The 21,651-nt window shown below is 42.2% G+C and carries 16 protein-coding genes; 14 read left to right on the plus strand and 2 right to left on the minus strand.

Annotated elements, in window-relative coordinates:
- Positions 1-45: 45 nt before the first annotated feature.
- From AB4209_RS07405 to AB4209_RS07440, 8 genes are all read left to right on the plus strand, one after another.
- Entirely contained in the window at positions 46-1,371 is a 1,326-nt protein-coding gene (locus AB4209_RS07405) for a site-specific integrase (RefSeq protein WP_102271227.1), read from the plus strand.
- Positions 1,364-3,109 carry a hypothetical protein gene (locus AB4209_RS07410; protein ID WP_372055359.1) on the plus strand — a complete coding sequence of 582 codons (1,746 nt, stop codon included), beginning with the start codon at positions 1,364-1,366 and terminating at the stop codon, positions 3,107-3,109. Before AB4209_RS07405 ends, AB4209_RS07410 begins: the two co-directional genes overlap by 8 nt.
- On the plus strand, positions 3,109-5,154 hold the full coding sequence (locus AB4209_RS07415) for a hypothetical protein (RefSeq protein ID WP_372055361.1): 2,046 nt from the start codon (positions 3,109-3,111) through the stop codon (positions 5,152-5,154). The genes AB4209_RS07410 and AB4209_RS07415 overlap by 1 nt, the downstream gene beginning before the upstream one ends.
- Complete coding sequence (locus tag AB4209_RS07420) at positions 5,151-5,612, plus strand: hypothetical protein (RefSeq protein WP_372055363.1); 462 nt, start codon at positions 5,151-5,153, stop codon at positions 5,610-5,612. The genes AB4209_RS07415 and AB4209_RS07420 overlap by 4 nt, the downstream gene beginning before the upstream one ends.
- Before the next feature lie 169 nt (positions 5,613-5,781).
- On the plus strand, positions 5,782-6,630 hold the full coding sequence (locus AB4209_RS07425; RefSeq protein ID WP_372055365.1) for a TIGR04255 family protein: 849 nt from the start codon (positions 5,782-5,784) through the stop codon (positions 6,628-6,630).
- 18 nt (positions 6,631-6,648) lie between these two features.
- The gene (locus AB4209_RS07430; protein ID WP_372055367.1) at positions 6,649-7,290 is read left to right on the plus strand and encodes a hypothetical protein; all 642 of its coding nucleotides are present in this window, start codon (positions 6,649-6,651) and stop codon (positions 7,288-7,290) included.
- Positions 7,287-8,159 carry a hypothetical protein gene (locus tag AB4209_RS07435; protein WP_372055369.1) on the plus strand — a complete coding sequence of 291 codons (873 nt, stop codon included), beginning with the start codon at positions 7,287-7,289 and terminating at the stop codon, positions 8,157-8,159. The genes AB4209_RS07430 and AB4209_RS07435 overlap by 4 nt, the downstream gene beginning before the upstream one ends.
- A gap of 286 nt (positions 8,160-8,445) precedes the next feature.
- Complete coding sequence (locus tag AB4209_RS07440) at positions 8,446-8,697, plus strand: DUF6482 family protein (protein WP_017067233.1); 252 nt, start codon at positions 8,446-8,448, stop codon at positions 8,695-8,697.
- A gap of 92 nt (positions 8,698-8,789) precedes the next feature.
- Here AB4209_RS07440 and AB4209_RS07445 read toward each other — a convergent pair whose 3' ends face one another.
- Positions 8,790-10,031, minus strand: a complete 1,242-nt coding sequence (locus AB4209_RS07445; RefSeq protein WP_372055371.1) for an NADH:ubiquinone reductase (Na(+)-transporting) subunit B — start codon at positions 10,029-10,031, stop codon at positions 8,790-8,792.
- Between the two features lie 344 nt (positions 10,032-10,375).
- Between AB4209_RS07445 and AB4209_RS07450 the strand changes: the two genes are divergently transcribed.
- From AB4209_RS07450 to AB4209_RS07465, 4 genes are read left to right on the plus strand one after another with little or no spacing between them, the layout of a single operon-like run.
- Positions 10,376-11,656, plus strand: a complete 1,281-nt coding sequence (locus AB4209_RS07450) for a serine/threonine protein kinase (protein ID WP_372055389.1) — start codon at positions 10,376-10,378, stop codon at positions 11,654-11,656.
- Positions 11,657-11,670: 14 nt separating this feature from the next.
- Positions 11,671-13,107 carry a chromosome partitioning protein ParA gene (locus AB4209_RS07455; protein ID WP_372055373.1) on the plus strand — a complete coding sequence of 479 codons (1,437 nt, stop codon included), beginning with the start codon at positions 11,671-11,673 and terminating at the stop codon, positions 13,105-13,107.
- On the plus strand, positions 13,107-13,673 hold the full coding sequence (locus tag AB4209_RS07460; RefSeq protein ID WP_333007607.1) for an ECF-type sigma factor: 567 nt from the start codon (positions 13,107-13,109) through the stop codon (positions 13,671-13,673). The genes AB4209_RS07455 and AB4209_RS07460 overlap by 1 nt, the downstream gene beginning before the upstream one ends.
- A 50-nt stretch (positions 13,674-13,723) precedes the next feature.
- Positions 13,724-15,220, plus strand: coding sequence for a hypothetical protein (locus tag AB4209_RS07465; protein WP_372055375.1), 1,497 nt, complete (start codon positions 13,724-13,726; stop codon positions 15,218-15,220).
- Here AB4209_RS07465 and AB4209_RS07470 read toward each other — a convergent pair.
- Positions 15,217-16,086 carry a hypothetical protein gene (locus tag AB4209_RS07470; protein WP_372055377.1) on the minus strand — a complete coding sequence of 290 codons (870 nt, stop codon included), beginning with the start codon at positions 16,084-16,086 and terminating at the stop codon, positions 15,217-15,219. The two genes, AB4209_RS07465 and AB4209_RS07470, sit on opposite strands and share 4 nt — an antisense overlap.
- 224 nt (positions 16,087-16,310) lie before the next feature.
- On the opposite strand from AB4209_RS07470, the gene AB4209_RS07475 reads away from it, so the two are divergent.
- A complete protein-coding gene (locus tag AB4209_RS07475; RefSeq protein WP_372055379.1) occupies positions 16,311-18,587 on the plus strand; it encodes a hypothetical protein in 2,277 nt (758 codons plus the stop codon).
- Between the two features lie 240 nt (positions 18,588-18,827).
- Positions 18,828-21,638 (plus strand): hypothetical protein, encoded by a 2,811-nt coding sequence (locus AB4209_RS07480; protein WP_372055381.1) that lies wholly within the window; start codon positions 18,828-18,830, stop codon positions 21,636-21,638.
- The last annotated feature ends 13 nt before the right edge of the window (positions 21,639-21,651 follow it).

Genomic DNA, 21,651 nt, shown 5'->3' on the forward strand with positions numbered 1-21,651 from the left:
TGTCCATACTGTATACATGGACAGTGATATTTTTCAGGATGATTTATGACATACCTTGTACACTCAAGCGATGTTTTCAAAGAGACTGAGCTACAAAAACTAGATAATGGTACATTCCATTGCCTCCCTTCCAATGACAATATCGGTTCGCTGCCAACCCTCTTTTCGCAAGATGGTGTATTCAATCACGAAGCCAACAGCTACCTGTTTTATCTCAAGGCCGTAAAGAAGGCAGAAGACTTATCCCCCTGCGCGCAGGCTTTGCGTGCCTACTATCAATTTCTTGATGATAAGGGGTTGAGTTGGGATAAATTCCCGCCAGTCAAACGGCTCAAACCAACTTACCTATACCGCTCTCACCTGCTGAAGCAAATAAAACAAGGCATGCTTGCACACAGCACTGCCAGTGTTCGTATGAACCAAATCGTCAATTACTATAAGTGGCTAATGCATGATGGTTATCTATGTGTAAAAAATGAGAAAGAAGCCCCATTCAAAATGGAATTTGTCTCAGTTAAGAACAGTGGAATGCTTGCCCACATATCCTCAACGTTCATTGTTGAGACCAGTGATTTACGCATAAAAGTGCCGAGGGATGCAGATAGTAAAAACATCAGGCCACTATCCCCATTAAGCCGTGATGCTCTTGGTATTTTAACCCAGCACCTTCCACAAACGTCTGAAGAGTTGCGCTTACAAGCCTTGCTTGCGATTGATACAGGTATGCGGGTTGAAGAAGTAGCAACCCTAACACTAGATGCGTTAGATACTGCAATTCCACTTGCTGAGAGCCAACATCGCTTTGAAATTTTGTTATGCCCCCGCTCTACAGGCGTACAAACCAAGTTCCTAAAAACTCGGACTGTCGAGATTTCATCGGACTTGCTCCAATCATTGAGTGAATATCGAATTTCAGAACGCCGCCTGAAGCGTGTTACTAGGCTCAACGAGAAAATAGAACAATTAGACAGCAATGCTCCCACCTTCACCCAGAAGACCGTTGAAAAACTGGAGCGCTGTGACCGCCATGAACCAATTTTTGTTAGTCAGCAAGGCAACCCTGCTACGGGGAAATCAATTGAAGCTCGATGGATTGAGTTCAGGGCAGAAATAAAACGGGCAGAGCCATCATTTACCCATCGTTTCCATGATTTACGCGCCACCTATAGCACCTATCGCCTCAGTGATTTGCTAGAGGCTGGATTGCCCGTTGTTGACTGTATGGAGCTTCTGATGGGCTGGATGGGGCATAAAGATGAAAGTACGACTTGGAAGTATTTACGCTTTCTAAAACGAAAAGAGGCGTTCAAAGTGAAGTTTGGCATCCTCGATTCCATTATGCACGATGTGCTAGGAGGTCAGGATGACTGAGCTAACCTATTTATCAGGATGGAGGCGTGACCTCTGTATCAAGCTTGATGCCAGAGATAATCTTTCAGCAGACTTTAACCGTTTTTTATTCAATAACTTACCATCAAGCAAAGAGTTACAGCAAAGCAACCAATTCAAGTTTGCAGATCGTGAAGGGTTCGTTGTTCAGTTAAAAGACAGTTTTAGTGAAAAAATAGATGAAGGAGTTAGTCACGACTCACTATATGGCATTTATTTTGAAGCCTCTCAATACCTACGGTGGTGCGATAAAAAAAACGAGCCAGCATTTACCCAAAGCTCATTAGAGGGGTATATGGAACACTTACAAACCATAGTAATGCGAGGCGAACTCAAAAGTAGCACGTATAAGAATAGACGAGCTAATATGGTCACCCTATTTTCTCGATATCTTGATCTACCACACTATTACTTTAATAACGTGGTTATCATGGATAATAGCGATAGAGAATCTTATGAATCCTACACTCAAAGCGATTTAAAACAACTACTTCCATTTCTAAGACGTCTTTTCAATCAAACCTATTCACAATTTATCAAAAATCCTGAAACGCATATTCAAGCCCATAAAAATACATCTACCATGATCTTTGAATGGCAAGGTAGAGAGTATAAACTTTGCGGTGGCATAACGAAGATGATGTGTGCAGCCACCTACCTACTCGCTTATTACACTTACGCTAACACCACTGATTTATTTAGGTTAAAGCAGCCTAATAACGCATCAATATCAACAAAGGAAGCATGGTATACCATGCCCGCTTTTAAACGTCGTGCATTTAAAACTATTCAAATTGAGATAGGTGAACACGAGTTAGAAATACCCAAGTATGCTATGACCTTTTTCGACAAACTACTCAATGCTTCAAGAATAATTAGCACAAATGAAGAAGCGACTCTTCTTCAAACCATTGCCTCTCGAAAGGTGCAAAAGTTACAGACTTCAAGACTTCAGTCTTTTTTGAAATTGTGGGTAGAAAAACATTTTTCCTTCACAGATCAAATGGGAAGACGCTTACGCCCTAGCATAAGCCGCTTTCGTGAAACAGGCTCTCAACTAACCTCATATCATCAAGGTGAAATGGTTAATAACCTCATGCTTAATAACACACCCAACACCCGTAAGCGTCACTATAGCGAGGGAAATAAGCTGGCAAATAACGGCATGATGCAAGATACGATGTCAATTCGGGAGGAGCAGGTCAAGAGCAGGGTCAACACCAAACAGGCTCAGAAAAACCTCAGTATTGAGGTACTGGTTATCGAGGAAGAAAACAAGATTAACCTTCCCAATTTAAGCCGTACTTCTAATGGCGGTAGCTGCGCTGCCCCATTCGGTGAAAAGTCCCAAAAGTACACCAAGAAAGCCCAAACACAGGGACTTGCTAAGGAGGGAGAACGATTAGCCTGTGCAGATCTACTGGGGTGCTTTGGGTGTCCAGACCAAGTAATTGTACAGTCAGTCTCAGATATCTGGTGTCTGCTCTCATTCAAGGCATGTGTTGAGGAGTCACTATTCCTTCACTTGGATGTCAGCCATTACAAAAAAAACTTTGAAAACATCATAATGTTTATCAAACAAAAAATACTTCCGAACATAAATAAACAAATATTGAGGAAGGCAGAAACCAAACTCGATGATGATGGACTGCACCCCGCTTGGGATGACAGCGAGTCAGTTTTAAGCTTAATTCCAAGATCACCAGCCGAGGTAAGATAATGGATACATCTAAACTCTATTTACCTGACTTTCCACAACAGCATAAGGTCAAGGATGTAGATGTGGTTACGCTCTACCATGAGAGAAGATATGAAGAGCTAGATGCCGTCGTCATCTGCAAGGATAAAGACGGAAACGTCACCGCCACCTTTGGACAAAACAATTGGGATTGCTTACCTTTCTCTCGAAAGAAAGATAAGAACAATCTAAATACAGAGGAATTCAAATGTGCTCCTAAGTTACAACAAGAACTTAAGCTTTTGATTTTTGGTTGGCTATTTAATAAAAGTCCTAAACAGAAAAAATCAGTAAAGTTCTCAAGTGTTCGTACTCGACTAAATAATATAAAGGTAGTTTATAGTTTCTTGATGGAGGGTAACTATAGCTCGTTGAAAGATCTCGGTTCGCCTGTTTTGTGGACTAAGTTTGAACACTTCTTGCAAAATCGTAACTATGCCCAAGGAACCATCGAGTCGACTTTCGTGGCAATAAATACCGCCATAAATGATGAGTCATGGCACAAACTTGAGCTTGGCCTTAATCCAATAAAGTCAAATATTGAAGCAAGACGGATAAATTCAAATGAAGCACAACAAACTCTTGTTATACCTGAACGTCTATGTGATGCAATTTATGGAAAAGCTATAGAACTGGTCAACGGTGCTCACCCACATAGACAATTAATTTTGGATATTGAGAAGTCTCTACAGCATAACTATGAAGAAGGGGTGCGCAATCTTGAAGAAAAAATAAAGCAAGGGGATCGTTACTCCTTCATGAGTGAGGACGGTAGCATTGATAAGCGAAAATACATTTCCGCAGCTCAAGAATTACAACCACATAAAGTTAAAGACCTTGTCGCTCCATTAGCAGATAAAGTACCAAGTATTAGACTAAAAAATGGAACGGACTTTAATCGCTACTGGGGCCAACTAACTAATGCTTGCTATATCGTTTGTGGAGGCTTCAGTGGTATGCGAGATTCCGAAATCGATAAATTAACGCCTAAAAGTTATTACAAGGATAGCTTTGAAGGACGTGATTTCCACCTGCTGCAATCTCACACTTTTAAGTTAGGCCATAAGCGAGAAACATGGATCACAGCCTCATCGTCCAAAACTGCAATAGAGTTAATGACCACATTAACTGAAGAATGGCGCAAAGAAGTCACTTACCCAGATAAAAAATACAAAGACTCCATTTGGGTAAATAAAACATACCGCTCCAAGCCCCCCGCATTGATTACAGGCTGGAATCACCGACTACAGCGCTTTTGTAAGCAGTTCAATTTCATTGTAACTGAAGAGGATTTCGCAGAATGCCTTGAGTCAAACCCTCGCTCATTAAACCGTGTGAAAAAAGATGTAACGGTTGGAAATCCTTGGCACATAACAACTCATCAGTTTAGGCGCACTTTGGCCTTTTACTGCATTAAGAACCGTCTAGGAACATTGGTAGCGCTCAAGCAACAGTTCAAGCACTTATACCTCGCGATGACCGAGTGGTACACCAATGGTGGGAAGCTAGCGAGCCTACGGGATCTAAAAGTGGACGAGCAAGTGCAAAATGCACTCGATGAAATCAATGCAGAAACCACCGCGAATAAAATCTTCAAACAGTGGCACACAAATAAAACGCTATCAGGCACTCATGGCAAAGCGATCATGAAAATGCGTGGTGATGTACCAACCATTTATAGCTCTTGGGACGTTATATACAAAGCAGTCAAGGATGGAAAGTTAACGCTTCATGGTTCCATGCACAGTTATTGTAAGTCAGGTTATGATTGCGATATGGACGGTGTGGTCACACCCCAATTCTGTGTGGACTGTGGGTCTGGTAGTAGCATCATTGATGAACAACAAGCTAAGTGGTGGCAGAAAAAACACCACAGCTTGGTAGCATATATGGAGTCTGGAGAAGAAATTTCGGTGAGTGAGCACTCTCACTACGTCACTCAAGTAAGAGCCGCAGAGAAAGTCATGGCTGACTTTGATATGCCCTTCACCCCTTTTGAACCTGATTTGAAGGTAGCGAACTTATGAGTAAGAGCGAAACTACACTGCTAGTATTAGAGTCAGCCCTAGAGCGTATTAAACAGGGCAAGCCCAAGCGCATTCCTACTCACCGCAAGCTCAGCGTAAGAGCTGTCGAGGAAGAGGCGAATTTGGGTAATGGCAGTGGCTATTACTACCCTGACTTTGTTGAGAAGGTTAAACAGACCAAATTAGAAATTGCGACAGGCAAAGGTGAAATAGTCCAACCAGAGATTCAAACAGTTCGTACTAAGCTCAAAGAAGAAAAACGCATCAAGAATAACTACAAGGTCAAGTATGAGGCGGAGCGAGATAAGCTAGCTCTTTTTGCGGCAGCACAGCACCACCTCAATGACAAATTGGTTCAGGCGTTGGCTCGCATCGATGACTTAGAGTATGAAAATGCCAACCTTCGTTCTGATTTGGCCAAGCTCAGACGAAATAAAATCGTCCCACTCAAAGAATAATTTCGAGTCAAAACCCCATATGTTGACAGCTTAACTCAAAGAGGTCGCACATATAGTATGTGTTTTTATCTTTACAAAAAATTCTGTTTTCTCCCACACTTTGCGATGTAAATTTAGACAAAAAAGTGTATATTTAGGTGTATATTTAAGTGTCAATTAGGATGTCATTATGACGAAACCCATTCTTAAGAAATCACCTTTAGTGATGGCTTTACTTGACTTACGCTTTACGTCTTTACCAAAACCAACCTTGGATCAGGGTATGGAATTGTTTAGAAGTAAGCTGTTTCAGAATGGTTTCTCCGTTCCACATGAAGCAGAAGTTAGTCAAATAGAAGTTGCCCCCAAAAGTGATAGTGAGTTTGCTGTGCAACAACATATTACCAAACGTTGGGATTACCTTAACATTAGTCGCAACCAAGGGGTAACGTTGACGAATGAGTCTTTGACATTACGTTCAACGGTTTACAATAACTTTGAAGAGTTCAAGGCCACGTGGGAGGTTGTCATAACAGCATTCTTTGAAGCGTTTGATGGTATTGAACAAGCTGGAATGCGACGCATGGGGCTTCGTCATATGGATGCTTTCATTGCCAATGACGGTCATTTGCTCAATGAATACATAAATGAAGATTGGTTAACTCCTCTTCAGAAAAATTCTGATATGAATTCCTTTTTCTTTAACAGGCGTATTCAGAATACTGACTTTGGTGTACTGAGAGTTGAGATAGAAGAAAGAGCTCCCGAAAATGGTAGGTTAAATATACTTCCTCGCGATATATCAGATCCAGATCCTGTTAGTTTAAAGATCGAACACAAACCACACTGGCAAACACCAAGTCAAAGTAAATTTGCTATTGTAGATATTGATCATGCTTGGACTGCAAATGAGTTACAACCGCTCACAAAAGATAATATTAACAGTAGACTTTGCGGTTTATACGAAGAAAATACTCAAGTTTTCTGGAGCTTGCTTTCAGAAAAAGCAGAGCAAGAGTGGGAGAAGTCTTTCCAATAGGATTTGGAGGATAATACTATGTTAGAAATTCAAACAAGCTCATCAGCTAATGCAAACAAACTCATAGCGACTGTTACAGGTGCAGCATTATTAACAGGTGGTGCCCTTTGGGAACAATCAATAGAACCACCTCACTTCGACATACTTGATAGCCACAAAAGCAAGGAGCTGGTAGTACGATTTAAAGAAGGTCGTTCAGGGGATCTCCAATGGAAAACCTCAGAAAAAACCGTAGAAAAGCTATCAACTGACGTCCTAGAACCTTCTGAAATGGTAAATACTGTTATAGGTGCTTTAGGCTTAGGTATGACAGACCTTGAGAAAGTTTTAAAGGTTAAACGTGCGACCATTTATAACTGGCGTAAAGGTGGTGACGTCAGAGCTGAGGATAGTTTGGCAAGGCTCCTCGCTGTGTACGGTATTGCAAAAGATATTGCAAAATTCAATGACCGCCCTTTTGGTAAAAGAGCAAAAACTCATCAGGTGCAAGGTAAGAGTTATCTTGACCTACTCAGCAATGAGAGTCTGGACAATGATGCGATTATCAATATTGCAAGGGTACTATCAGGTCAAGAAAATGCGCGTCTAAAAGCCAAAAATGAAACAAGCCACGAAGCCAATGATATCGACAACTTATCAGGAGGCTGGCTGCGCGTATGACAAATGAAGAAGTACGCCAAGCTATTGATGGAAGTGGCTGGAGACAAGGCAGCATAATATCTTATTCAAAACTTAAAGAGCATATCGATGAGCAGGAGTTAGATAACGTAATTACGCTGCCTAACCCAGACAAAATCAAGAAGCCAGGGAGTGCATTTGTAGTTGTCATTAATATGAGCTGTGATGTTGTCTACGGTGCAGTAGATCAGCTTCCTCAGATTAAGTGCCTTTTGTGTTGGCCAAAAAATGGTGAAACGAGCAATTCTGACTTGCAAGACCCAAGGCAGTTTGCCCTTCAATCAGAAGGGCAAACTCTAATTTTTAGGATGAAGGATCGTCTTTTTGTACATAAACATGCTCTCTGTAACATCAAACCAGACGCGCAATTGACAGATGAACAGGTTAATTCGCTTGTTCGTTGGAAAGTTGCTCAGTTTAATCGGTTGGGGTTACCAGAAGCTTTGGCTACACGTATCGGCGATATATTGAACGCTCCGACATTTCTTGACTGGGTTACAGAAACAGCCCCTAAACTTGAAGGGATTTTTCTGGAAATAAAGCCAATGTTCGAGCTCACAGATGATATTCCTTATGAAATCGGCGTTATAGCCGTTGCAAACTCATCAACATCTAATCAATCTGACGTTTTTGATATAGCTGAGACAATTGACACTACTCTCTTAGAGCCACTGAGAAATGTCAGTAATATTCAGCTGCTAAATGATTCGGAACAATATGAGCATGAGGGTCAAGAAGCGGCCGTGAGTTCGAGTGAATTTTCATATGACATGCTCAAACGTTTTAGACGGTTTTATTTAGACCATCATTCTCTTGATCCAGAATCAAACTCAGCTCCAGTTGGGACTTAGTTATTTCTGGAAAAAGACCTCAATAGAGGTAGCGTTTAAGGAAAATTCGTTCCAAAGCTCGACATTTCTGGAAAAGGCTCACATGCCTCTTCCGTTATACCTTTCCAGATTTATTTCAGAAATGACCTGTGTTGGTAGATTGATACGATGAGATAATCAACGTCTTAGTTGAGCTCTCTTTAGAAGCAGGCCATGTGCCTGCTTTTTTTATGTCCGCTCTGAACCTTGGCTATGGATTCGACGTAACACAAATATCTACCTATCTAGAACAAAAATGGAGTTTGTGATGAATCTACTAATTGAATCATTCGAAGGCGGGATCTACTTGGCTTACCAAGTTATTGGCGAGCAAAAGCAGTTAATCAAAGACGACCACCAGCATCCTATGAAGTTTTTGAGTGTTAACCAAGCACGCGATCACTTTAGCGACCAAGGTGTAGCATCAGCTATGCTGGTTCATAACAGTGCTTACGACGAGATGTGCGGTGAACACTGTGGTAGCACACAACCTTTCGAGATTGATTTGAAGTGGAGTTAAATCAACCTCAAATCAATCGCGATAAAAATTGAAAGGCTTGCATCAATGCAAGCCTTTCTTATGGGATTCACTTTCACTTTTAATCACTTAGATCAGCGTGATGTCCGTTTTAATCTTCGTTTGATGTTCTGCTCTTTCACTACAAAGTCGAACAGCGGAGCGAACAAGTTGGCGAACAAGATAGCCAGCATGATACCCTCAGGGTAGGCTGGATTGAGCACTCTGATACCAACCGTCATCACACCAATCAAAATGCCATAGGCCCATTTACTCTGATTGGTAAACGCGGCAGATACAGGGTCTGTCGCCATGAAGAAGGTACCAAACGCTACACCACCCAACACAAAGTGCCAGTAGAACGGCATCGAAAACATCGAGTTAGTCTCTGACCCTATCCAGTTCATCAAGCTAGATGTCACAACGAGACCAATAATCACACCGGCAACAATACGCCAAGACGCTATCTTCATGAAAATGAGCATCAACCCCGTCAGCATAATTAATAGCGAAGAAACCTCACCCATCGAACCTGGAATATTGCCGATGAACGCATCCATCCAAGTGATTGCCTCACCAGTCATGTTGTTGATCAGTGACGAACTGCCACCTTCATACCATTGGCTCAGTGGGGTCGCGCCTGAGTAGCCGTCAGCGGCAACCCACACAAGCCCACCCGACATGTTGGCTGGATACGCGAAATAGAGAAACGCGCGGCCTGCAAGGGCTGGGTTCAAGAAGTTGCGCCCTGTACCACCGAACAGCTCTTTGGCGACAACGATCCCAAAGGTGATACCTAATGCGGCTTGCCAAAGCGGGATGGTTGGCGGGAGGATAAGTGCAAATAGTACCGAGCTAACAAAGAAGCCTTCATTAACTTCGTGCTTGCGAACGACAGCAAACAGTACCTCCCAGAAGCCACCCACCACAAACACCGTGGCATAAACGGGTAGGAAATAGAGTACACCAAGCAACATCTGACTTGCCCAGCCACTTGCCACCAATGACTGCGCATCGCCAAATGCCCACGACAGACGCCAGCTGCTTTCAATAACTGAGGCAAGTTCGTTAAGTTGATAGCTGGAGGTTAATGCGAGGACACTTTGGTGCCCAACGTTATACATACCCCAGAACATCGCAGGAAAGGTCGCTAACCACACCAGAATCATGATGCGCTTTAGGTCAATGCTATCGCGAACATGGGTTATGCCGCGATTTACGTTTCCGGGTGTATAAAATATTGTCGCGAAAGCTTCATACACTGGGTAGAGCTTTTCGTACTTACCACCCGCTTCGAATTGAGGGGATACGCCCTCTAGCCACTTATTCAATTTCATATCTTTATAACCTCATTGATGTGAGTCAGAGGCAATACGAAACAAATAAGGTTAGAGAACAATTTGGCATAATCTACCTCTATAAAGCGAACCTTTAACCAACCCTCCACCGTCAATATTTGAGAGAAAATCAAGAGCTAAACTTTGGAAAGAAGATCACATACCCGCATTTTTGATGCTACCTCTCAAAAATGCGACTCTTTAGCTTATTTTTTTATATGTAATTGATAAAAACATCGAAAAAACATCGAAAACTCTTATAGAATGCATGCACAATAAGAGATATAAAAAGATCAGTTGTGCAAAATAGAAGCAGTGGCCCCACTGAGGTTTTCTATCGCCTCATGGATATCCCAGACGCGGAAAAAAGTCTCTACCTAAAACGACTAGAGCAAGAACAACCCTGCTTATATCAGCAGGTACTTCCTCTCATCAGTGAAGTCCCCTCAGAGCAGCTCACATCACTGCTCGGCTTTCACGCACAACAAGCAACAGAAAGCGAGCTCAACCTAACCGACACCTTAGTCGATAAATACTATATATCGCATGAACTCGGTCGTGGTGGTATGGGGATTGTCTATGCAGCCAGTCGAGCAGATAGAACCTTTGAGCAAGACTTAGCCGTTAAATTCATACAGCCCTCTCTTTCACATATTTTAGGTGAGCATGCTCTATTTCAAGAAGCACAATTACTCGCACACCTAAACCATCCATGTATAGCCAAAGTGTTTGATGGTGGAGTCTACCAAGAGTCTGTCTATATTGTGATGGAGCGAGTTGAAGGGGAAACGCTTTCTCTGTATTTGCAGAATCGCTCTTGCAGTGAAAAGCAAAGGCTAAATTTATTTAAAGAAATTTGTTCGGCAATTGAACATGCTCATCAAAAACAAGTGTTGCATGCTGATCTCAAGCCCGAAAATATCTTAATTGATCCTTTTGGTTCACCTAAGATTCTCGACTTCAATCTAACTCAAAAAGTCAAACAACCCACACCCAACCAAAGCTCAGATGCTTCCATACTGACAGCCTACAGCAAGGCTTATGCCAGCCCAGAGCAGGTTGCAGGTCACTTCCTAACTCAACAAAGTGATATTTACTCACTGGGTAAAGTGCTAGCGCTGATTTTTGACTCTTCTTCAAACTTAGATATTAATCTAATTGTAGAAAAGGCGACAAACCACGAACCCTACCGTCGCTATGCCAGCGTAAGTGAATTGCGCCAAGACATAGTGCGTATCTTAGAATGTCGCCCCATTTCCTTGAGAGAGAAGCAACCACTCTATTCATTATCAAAGCTATTAAAGCGACGCCCAGTACAGAGTGCTCTAACAATTCTATTGCTACTGTCAGGCGCAACGTTTTCAACAGCTATATTCAATAAGAATTTACAACTACGCAAAGAAAAACTCGTCGCGGAAGAGATGATGTATGAAGTGACGAGCCTATTGTTTCATGCCAAAGGCAGTGATGCTGCAAAAATGTCAGTCGGCACGATGCTTGAGCTAACTAGACGACGGATCTTATCAAACCCTGATTTACCCAAAGACGTTAAACAAAAAATGCTATTGGCGATGCTGACACCATCACCTGAAAAATCTGTGACTAACAAAAACAAAGAAAAGTAATCCAACAATTAATTATGAAAAAAATACTACTCACACTGATAGCTCTCTGGTCAACAAGTCTTTACATCCATGCTAATGGCAGCGAAGTTCTTACTGGGTATTTTATTGATTCACCAGTATCAGGGCTTTATTACGAAACCAGCTCCAATCTTTCCGGCACCACTGATAAAGGGGCATTCCAATACAATTCAGGTGATATCGTCAGCTTTTTTATTGGCACTGATAATTCGGGTTACTTGCTGACAACGCTTTCTGGCCAGGAGGTAATAACACCAACCCTATCGTCAACTCGCCCAAGCCGCAGCATCAACATGACTCGTTTACTTCTATCGCTTGATGACACTCCAGAACACCGCGATGAAATCATCTTAGCGAGTAAAGTTTTATCTGACATAGAGTTTCAAAAGAAGCTCAAAAATCTCGACCTAAGCTATTTAGATGCTCAAGAATTAGGCATTGACCTTGTTTCAGTCAAAGAAGCTGCAAAGCACCTCAACCAGAGCCAAGAATACATCAAGGATAACTTTGCCTCAGAGGAAATCATTTTTTCTCCTAAAGACAAAGTGCTTCATAACATTATTATTGCCAAGAAAGACTATGCAGGACGCGCGTGCTTTTACGACTTAGCTCACCACACTAATCCAAAATACAAAGGTCCGATTGGAGAGCTTAGTTACCAAATCACAGACACAGAACTCATTCAGTTCCCAGGAACAGGCGACTATTTTAACGGCTGCAACCTACGCCCTTACCAGACACCCCAGAAGATCATTCGCGAACCATTATCCAACAGCGATGGCTGGACAGGCTTTACCAGTTGTGCTCAAAAAGGCTGCACACGCCACGATTTGAGTGGATTCTCAATTGAAGACTACAACGATGAAGGGGACTGGAAGTACCGTACCGTTGCATTAGATTTTGATACAGAAACTGAGCTGTTGATGGAAAAAACCCAAGGTTTAGGACAGAAAGAGCACATCCGTCATTCAAACAAAGCTGAGATGATTTGGTTTACCTACACAAATGATCGCGGTAATCACATCCCTTATGAAGGTGTTTGGCAGCACACTCAATATCAACAAAACGGCATCATAAATGAGTGCCTACTCATCAAAGATAAACGCATTTTTCTTGGCCAAAGCGACACTGAGGCCTGCTCAACAAACCACCAACAATACACGCAAGACGTTACAGAAAAATTTGGCGATATGTGGTGGCTGACCAACCCAGAACCTACAACTTCTCTCGCCCAAATGAATGTCTCTGTCCGCTGGTATGACTCAGTACCACATCAGCATTTCACAGCATGGGAATACTTGCCTGCAGGTCAAAATTGGGATCAAGGCATACTCTACAGATTCAAACAAAAAATTTCACTAAACCCTGACAAATCCCATAATATCAGCACCCTATCCGTTTCCGAGTTTAGTAAAGTGAGGTCTAAAAGCTAATGGCAACTCCAGATATCACACAGATCATCCAGCAATGGCAATCCGGCGATAAAAGTGCCGAAGCCGATCTATATCAATTCGCGTACTTGCAGTTAAGACATATTGCTCAACAAGAACGCTCTCGCAGCGCTCAAAAATATGGTGCTGACAATCAAGTGCTGAGCGACAGTATGAACAGTACGACTGCTTTAATTCATGACGCTTACCTAAAGATCTCATCTTCCGACCTTCAATCGGTCGAAAATAAAAAAGACTTTTTTCTTATGGCTGCAAAAGTGATGCGCCAAATTTTAATCGATAATGCTCGCCACCTTCAGGCAAAAAAGCGCCAAAAGATGACTATGCTAAGCGACAGCAAAGACGATAAGTTCGAGCAATTAATGATCATGGATAAAGCCATAGACAACTTCAGTATCCACTACCCTCGCCAGTCTCAGGCACTCAAGCTTAAGTACTTAATGGGCATGCGTAATCGCGAGATCAGCGAGCTACTGAAATGCAGCTCGAGCTTGATCGAGAAGGATCTTAAATTCTCACGTTGTTGGCTACAAAGCAAACTGGTTTAATAATGAAAAAGCGATTCTGTTTACTGCTCATTTCCGGCTGTGGGGCTCTCATGTTCCTGCCTCCTTGGATAGCCTCAAAAGAAACTAACCTGTCGCACACCAGCAGTGGCATAAAACAGTTCTCTTCGAATAATAAACCTTCACCTCATAGCCCAGTAAACGGTGCTTCAATGCAGAGTTTGAATGAGGAAAATGAAAAAATTAAAAGTCATTCAACCTCAGAAAAAGCCGACGTTTCACTAATATCTAAGTCGGCTTCGAACACCTTCGAATCGGCGCAACTCGACGTGGTTACCTTTAAGGAAAAAACTCAAACGATAGTCGTCGAAGAAGAGCGAGATAGAGCTGACAGTAATAAAAAGCCACATGTGAATCTTACAGTGCAGCAAAGTATTCGGCATGAAATCAACCAGTGGTCATTCACCGAAAATTCCCCGATCAACTACTCAATTGATATTACAGGGCTGTTTGAGGACCCAGATGATGACCTACTGACAACACAGCTTGCTGTTGATCATCCTAAGTTTTCCGTATCTCATTTAGGTGGGACATCGAGCCTACAAGGCACACCAAAAATCGGCAATGCACCAACTCAGCTTATTGCGCGAGCCAAAGATGATTATCACGGTTCGGAAAAGGGTGCTTGGGTAACTGCCACCTTTCCACTGCCTTCGCTCTCATCAGGACTAGAAGGTGAGGGATTACACCCTTTGATTGGTCAAACTTGGTACCGCCTTGAGACAAACCACCAGTTTGCAGGTAAGACTTACAACTATGAAAAGGTGTACTGCGAAGCATTTAAGTTCATCAATGACGAAGTGTTCTTTGCCTCATCCAACACTCTAACCACCTGCCCTAGCGAACATCAACTACGTAAAGTGGGGAGTTATCATGTTGATGGTGATGATCTTATTGTCTCTAGCACTCAGTCAATATTTGACCATGATATGCGTTGGAAAATCTTGGAAACCTATCCAAGTCACCCGACGTTCACCACCGCTCATGTGACACAAGTAAAAATGGGCAATGAATATGAAACTTATACGGTTGCCTCTAAAACTCAAATAGAGCAACGCATAAACACTATTACAGGCTTAGAGGCGCTACAACTGACACCAGTCAACTATATGTACTTGGCTAACGACGGTCACTACTACTTAGGATGGTATGGCATGCATATTGGTAATTACCAATTAACGAACCCAGACTGGCCCGATGAGATGGATGGTGACTTAAATATACAGTCTTACAATACAACAGTTATTTGCGAAGATTTACTCGACAAATTTAATCACTACTCTGTTGGTGGGCAAGGCGTATATGGCGATATCATAGGTCAAACCATCGGCGAAAATTTCGAGCCTATCGAGTGTGAAGGACGACCACTGGGCCACCTTCAATATTCCTTCTTCGATGTCGACTTTTTAGAATTTGATGAGTTCAAGCATGGCGAAGTATTTAGCATCATACTTCGCCCTAAGCTCGAGTGGCGTCATAAGGTTGAAGAGATCAAACTCAATGTTCGATATCTAGACCCTAACGCCTAGAAGCTCCAAAGAGCCTGTAAGCCGGTACTGAATGTATAGGTGTCGGCTTCAGGTAAGGTCGCCTTTTTTTGTTCTGTTACGTAATCTATACACACTCCATCAACCATAGTTTTACAGTATGTGGTTGTCACTGTTTCTGTATCCGACTGAAACCGCTTCTCATAACCAAACATTGCATACCAACCTAAGTGCAAACCGGGTGTCACTTCATAGCTCACCGATCCTTCCACTGCTGCTCGATAACCGAAGTCGTAGAAGTCAATATTTTCAAATTGCGTATTCGAAGTCACACTCCAAACTGGCAAACCAAAGGTCGCCTTACCGCTGATGTGCCATTTATCACTAAGATACAAACTACCGTCATCGTAGGCTAAACCAACATCCATAAAGATATCCGTCGACGTTTCCTCCCACGTACCGTAGAAATATTTGTTTCCCGCATCCGTATGATTTTTCACACCATAACGAGTAAAGGTTTGATATGTCAGTGACGGACCACCAATCACACGCCAGTTATCTTGCAACTTGTAATGCAACTGAATGTTGGTTGCCGTCTTCAGGTACTCCATCTGGTTCTTTTGAATAGATGCGCCATTATTAGCCCACTCTTCTTTCGAGCTTTGTGGAGAGAAAGAGGCCAGTGCATCGATAGAAAAATCGAAGTCATCATTCACGTAATACAGACCGCCAGTATTCAGTATCGGATTGGTCACTGTCACATCCGACCTTAACCCACCAAAGTGCTCTTGATACGTCACATTTTCCAAGCCAACCGTGAAATACGAGTAGCCATATTTATCACTATTATGTGCTTGTTGAGCCACTACCGAAAACGGCAATAGACTCAAACCGATCCATTTTTTCATTTTTATATCTATCAAACTAATTCGGGGCAGCATGCTATTGAAATTGGAAATCAATTAGAAGAGTGATCGTACAAATAAAAATCAAATAAATTTTACGGTTTTTTTATACCTTTACGTGTGTTGAAAAAACAATCAGCAACAAGTAAAACATTCACCAAGCAAATAAAGGCATCATAAAATGAAACAAATAGAGCTTAGCTAGAGCTCATTACAAAGGATATGACATGAAAAAAGTTAGTTTACTAGCAGCGTCAGTGGCTTTCGCCTTAACAGGCTGTGGTGGTTCAGACGGTGATAGCGCTGGTGCAGCGCCAGGTGGTGCGGTGATTACCGCTATTGATGGTTACTTACAACATGCTGAAGTATGGGTTGATCAAAATGGAGACTTCGAATTAGATAGCTCTGATACCAAGCTCGCTATCGAAACAGATGAGAATGGTCAATTCACTCTACCAGACGAACACAAGGGCAGCGTTGTATTTATTAAAGCAATCAAAGATAAGACAATCGATAAAACACGCGGCCTAGTTACAAAAGACTTCGAACTCGCTGCAACAGTAGGTTCAACCATCATCAACCCAATGACAAACATGGTTGTTGAGCAACTAGCTAGTGATGACACTCTAACTCAAGAAGAAGCCGAAGCAGCAGTTGTTGCATCGGTAACAGGTTCTGGTTTAACTGTCTCTGAAGATCTTATTTTTGGTGACTACATTACTGATAGTACTGAAGAAGCAAAAGCTTTGAATGCTATTGGTGAAACACTTGTCGATCACTCTGATTTGCCTGTAGAAAAGCAGCTCGAATTAACCAACGCTGTTGCAGGTGAAGCTCAAACAATTATTGAAGACTCTCCACAAGAGATTGATGACTTCTCTCCAATCGTTGATATTCCTACTGATGGTAATCCAATCACGGTAGCTCCTAACTCTCGTCCAGTTGACACTGAAAATGGTGTTTTAGAGAACATCACTCTTGAGCCTTCAGATGTATGGGTAGAACTGGATGCTTCTACTTACTTCCAAGATGCAGAAGCCGATGCATTAACGTTCGAGCTTAAAGAGCTAGCAAACGACCTCAACGGACTAACAATTAGTAGTACTGATGGCACTATGACAGGTGACCTTACTACAGCAGGCACTTTTAATTACCAGATCTTCGCAAAAGATGAGCATGGCGCACTGTCATACCCGCTGAATCTTAAAGTCATTAAATTAGCTGAGAACCTAGCCCCAGAAGTCGTCGAAGAAGAACAAACAAGGCTACAAAGTATAATTAATGGCTGGCAGCTTCAAGAAGGTGAAATCTTTAACCAAACTATCGATTTATCAGGCTTATTTAACGATACCGATGGTGACATCGTTAAATATCGTTCTGGAGCTCTAACTGTTGATGGGTTAACTATTACCCCAACGGAAGACACAAGTTCAATCGTTACCATTTCGGGAACACCGAGTAAATCTTACTCAGCAGGACAAACCTTCAATGTCGGTGGTGTTGATAACGATGGCGCACCAACTTATGTGACATTTACTTTACCTGAAATATTAGAAGGTGCTCCTGTAGAACCACCACAACCAGAATTAGGCTTCACTCAAGCACACTTCGATAAAGGTGGCGTATGGCAAATGGGTAGCTTTGACTATGGTGATGCAGAGGTAGCATTTGCATCTCTACGTGTTAACAATGTCCAGAATGAGCTATGTTTTGCAACAGATGACTCAAGTGACTTCTCAACACTTAGTCGTCAAGACTGGTTAAGCACACTAGACAACATGCAGCATAACTACTGGGATCTTGGTCGTGATAATCTACTCAGAGATGACGACTGTTTCGCAGTCACATTAAACAACAATGGCACAATCGATTTGCCTAGTGATGCAGGTACAGATACGGCAACAATGCTCTACCAAAATATCACGAAAGATGGTGATTATCAGATTGTAATGCTAATTGAAGAGTCTACTGGTCATAAAGAGCTGTTTTGGATGGACTCAACAGAAGTAGAAGATGGTGTTAACTACAACTCGTTCTCTTACCCAAGCCAAAACAACATGACAGTGGGAGCAACTCTTGATGAGTACCTACTTGTTGATGATGACGGTGGATATAACGGCCTTTACCCTTTACTTGATAAGTTTACTTACTCAATGACAGGTAAGAATGCTGAAGACCTTATAGAAGGCACGTACACTGCAACATCAATCACCGAACCAGGTGAAAGCTGGTCAGATAATTGGCTTGTTGGTGAGAATGTTGATGATTACGATAAAACGTTGATCAATCCATACCTAGGTCTAGTTGAAGACAACGACGACTGTAACTGTGTTGTAACTCGTCGCTACTTTACTTACCGCGACTTTGGTGAACTAACTATCGGTGTTGGTGACCATAACAAAGATGCACAGTATAGTTACGGCCATGATGACAACGGCTTTTTCTTTATCACATCAAATCAAGAGGAAGCGATCAAACGCATCCACGACGCTTGGAACAAATAAAGAACTGACGCTTAAAATAAAAATCCCGCTTTTGCGGGGTTTTTATTTTCCAGAAAAATAAAACAACCACTATAAATAAGCCCCAACAATACTTCATTCCACAAAATATTTTTTATGAAAATATGTACGGATTTTCCATTCATTCCCGTATCTTGCACCCCATTCATACAAGCTGTAAAAACTAGCCAGTTTTATATCACCTCAAAAAATAATAGATTTCACTCGGTAAGGATGAAAAGAATGAAGAAGGTTAGTTTACTAGCAGCGTCAGTGGCTATTGCGTTATCAGGTTGTGGCGGTTCAGACGGTGGCTCGTCAGATGGTGCAACTCCAGGCGGTATTGTGATTACTGGCTTCGATGGCTACTTTAAAAATGCAGTTGTATTTGACGATATCGGTCAATCTGGCGTTTTAGAGGTTGGCACAGATACTATCTTTGGCTTAACAGACCAAGATGGCAAAATCACACTTCCAGTAGATACTGAAATTGATGGAAAACTAGCCATAAAAACACTTCGTCCAGGCGATATGACTAAAGCGCTTGCTGAAGAGCTTTCGGCGTTGAGCTCTAAAGCGGATAGCTATTCTGATTTTATGGATGTTTACACCACAGACATGGACCATGAAGGCCAACCAATGGCTAACAGCGTTGTATTCCGCACGCCTGAAGGTACCGATAAAACTGCATTAGTTATCTCTCCAATTACCGACCTTGTTGCTATTGAAATGCAGAAAAACGATAGCTCATTCGAAGATGCTACGACATCTGTAAACGAAAATTTAGGCGGAACGATTGAAGAACCTATCGATCTATTTTCAGACTTTGTAGCAACTTCAAAAGATGATCTTGAAAGCGCACAGTTGCACAAAACTGCACAAATTCTTACTGAATCCAAAGCACAAGATCCTGCAGCCTACGAAAATAATGTAAATAGCATTACCGAGACCGCAGCAGAAAAGTCTAAAGAGATCGTAACAGAAGAGAACATGGGTTCTGAGGAACTTGTTAACGAGAAGCCTGTTATCGATCCAAGCCAACCAGAAACCGCTGTGACTAACTACAAGTTACTGGTAGACCCTACTGCGCAAGCTGATCTCGAATCAGAATTTGCAAAGCTAGAGGTAGTTGAAGGTCAAGGGTTTACACAGACGATCACTGTTCCTGAAAACTTATTCCAAGATAAGTACAGTTCTGAAGATAAATATCAAAACATCGCTATCGCTCGTGCTGAAGTGAATGGTAAGCAAGAAATTACGGTAACGCTAGAAGGCGAGACATTAACTATCTCAGCAAAAGATAGCTTTGTTCCTACATTAAGCAGCTACATTGTTACTCTGACAGCAGTTGATCGTGCCACTGCTGACTCAAAAGTACTGAGTGAGTTAAGTACTACATTCTCATTCGATGTTTCATTGGTAAATACTGCGCCAAAACTAGAGCCCGAAGCACAATCAGAAATACAGCGCGAGATTACTGACAACTGGACAATGAAGCAGGGTGAAGCTTTCTCAGCAGAGCTATCTGTTACCGGCCTATTTACAGACCGTGAGGGCGATGCTCTAACTTATGACTCCAACATTAGCTCTGTGGTAAAAGGACTAACATCAAAGTACGACGCCAAATCAGGCAAACTAATTATCTCAGGCCACCCGGAAACGCCAATAGAAGATATCAAGCAGTTCAACATCACAGCCGATGACGGACACGCTGCGACATTTATGGTTTCAGAGCCAGCAGTTTTTGATTTACCAATCATTGAGGTCGGCGATATCGCTGTCGACGAGGCTGTTGAAGCCGAACTTCAAAAGACGATCTCTAACAACTGGTCGCTTAAAGCTGGTGAAGCATTCTCTGAGCAACTCGATATTAGCGAGTTATTTACCTCAAATGTTTCTGGTGACGTTGAATATTACGCAAACTATGCGTCTCACGACAATGAACCAGCACGTAACCCAATTCCTGGTGTTTCTATCAAGATTGACGCGAGTGGTTTGGTAACACTGGAAGGTACACCTACAGCGGAAACCAACGGTGTCATGCTTTACGTCGCTAAAGGTATAAACTTCTCTGGTGGTGACGAGAATGATATTGAATCTGAAATGGTTACCTTTGCATTACCAAATGTACAACCAACTGATGAAGTTGATCCACCAGCACCAGAGCTGGGATTTACGAAAGCACACTTCAATAACCAAGAGTGGAAGATGGGTAGCTTTGCTCCAAATGACGGTGAAATAGCTTACGCTAGTTTGATGAAGAACGACTCAACTGGTGGTTTGAAATTCTGCTGGGGCGCAACGAATGGTGACAATTCGCCTTATGAAGCTAACATAGGCTATAGCTTCAGAAATAGTGGATTAGGTCTTAACGACGGTAGTGAAATCATAGAGATGCTGTCCGAACTTGATGATGCAACTGGATACTTAGATTCTCAAGAGAAAGATTGCTGGCCTGTAAGTCTGAGCGATGGAAAGCTAGATGACGGCGAAAGTCGCTACGAAATGCTTTACCAAAAGAAAACGGAAGTAAATGGCGAAACCCAATATCAAATTCTTGTAAAGATCGGTACTGATGAACTGTTCTGGTTAGACTCAACAAACATGCCATTCGCTCATATTCAGCCTGTTGAGAATAAAGTAAACGAAGGTATCGTTGAATTTGATTTGATGGTAGAAAGCGAAGGTGAAGATGATAGCACGCAGCTAACATACAGTTTTGGCCAGTACAGCTATGACCAAACAACTTATGACTATGACTCTGTTATGCCAGAAGGTTTCCATACTCCTGGAGAGTGGACTCTAGTGGCAGATGATTTAAACAACCCACTACTACAAGCACAAGAAACGGGTGAAATGTCGGATTACAAAACTCGCTTCCGTTATATCGGTCGTGATTTTGGAGAATTTTACATCGGTATGAAATGGAGCCGTGAACCAGGTCAAGTACCAGGCCAAGTCTACCAATCAGCGCCTGAATACGGTCTGTTCTCTATTGATAAAGACAAAATGTTCAGCATTGTAAATAGCCTACCAATGATGTCAGTTGACTAAATCGAGTAGGAGG

It is taken from the genome of Vibrio sp. 10N.286.48.C11 (assembly GCF_041469805.1).
Lineage (GTDB): Bacteria > Pseudomonadota > Gammaproteobacteria > Enterobacterales > Vibrionaceae > Vibrio > Vibrio crassostreae_C.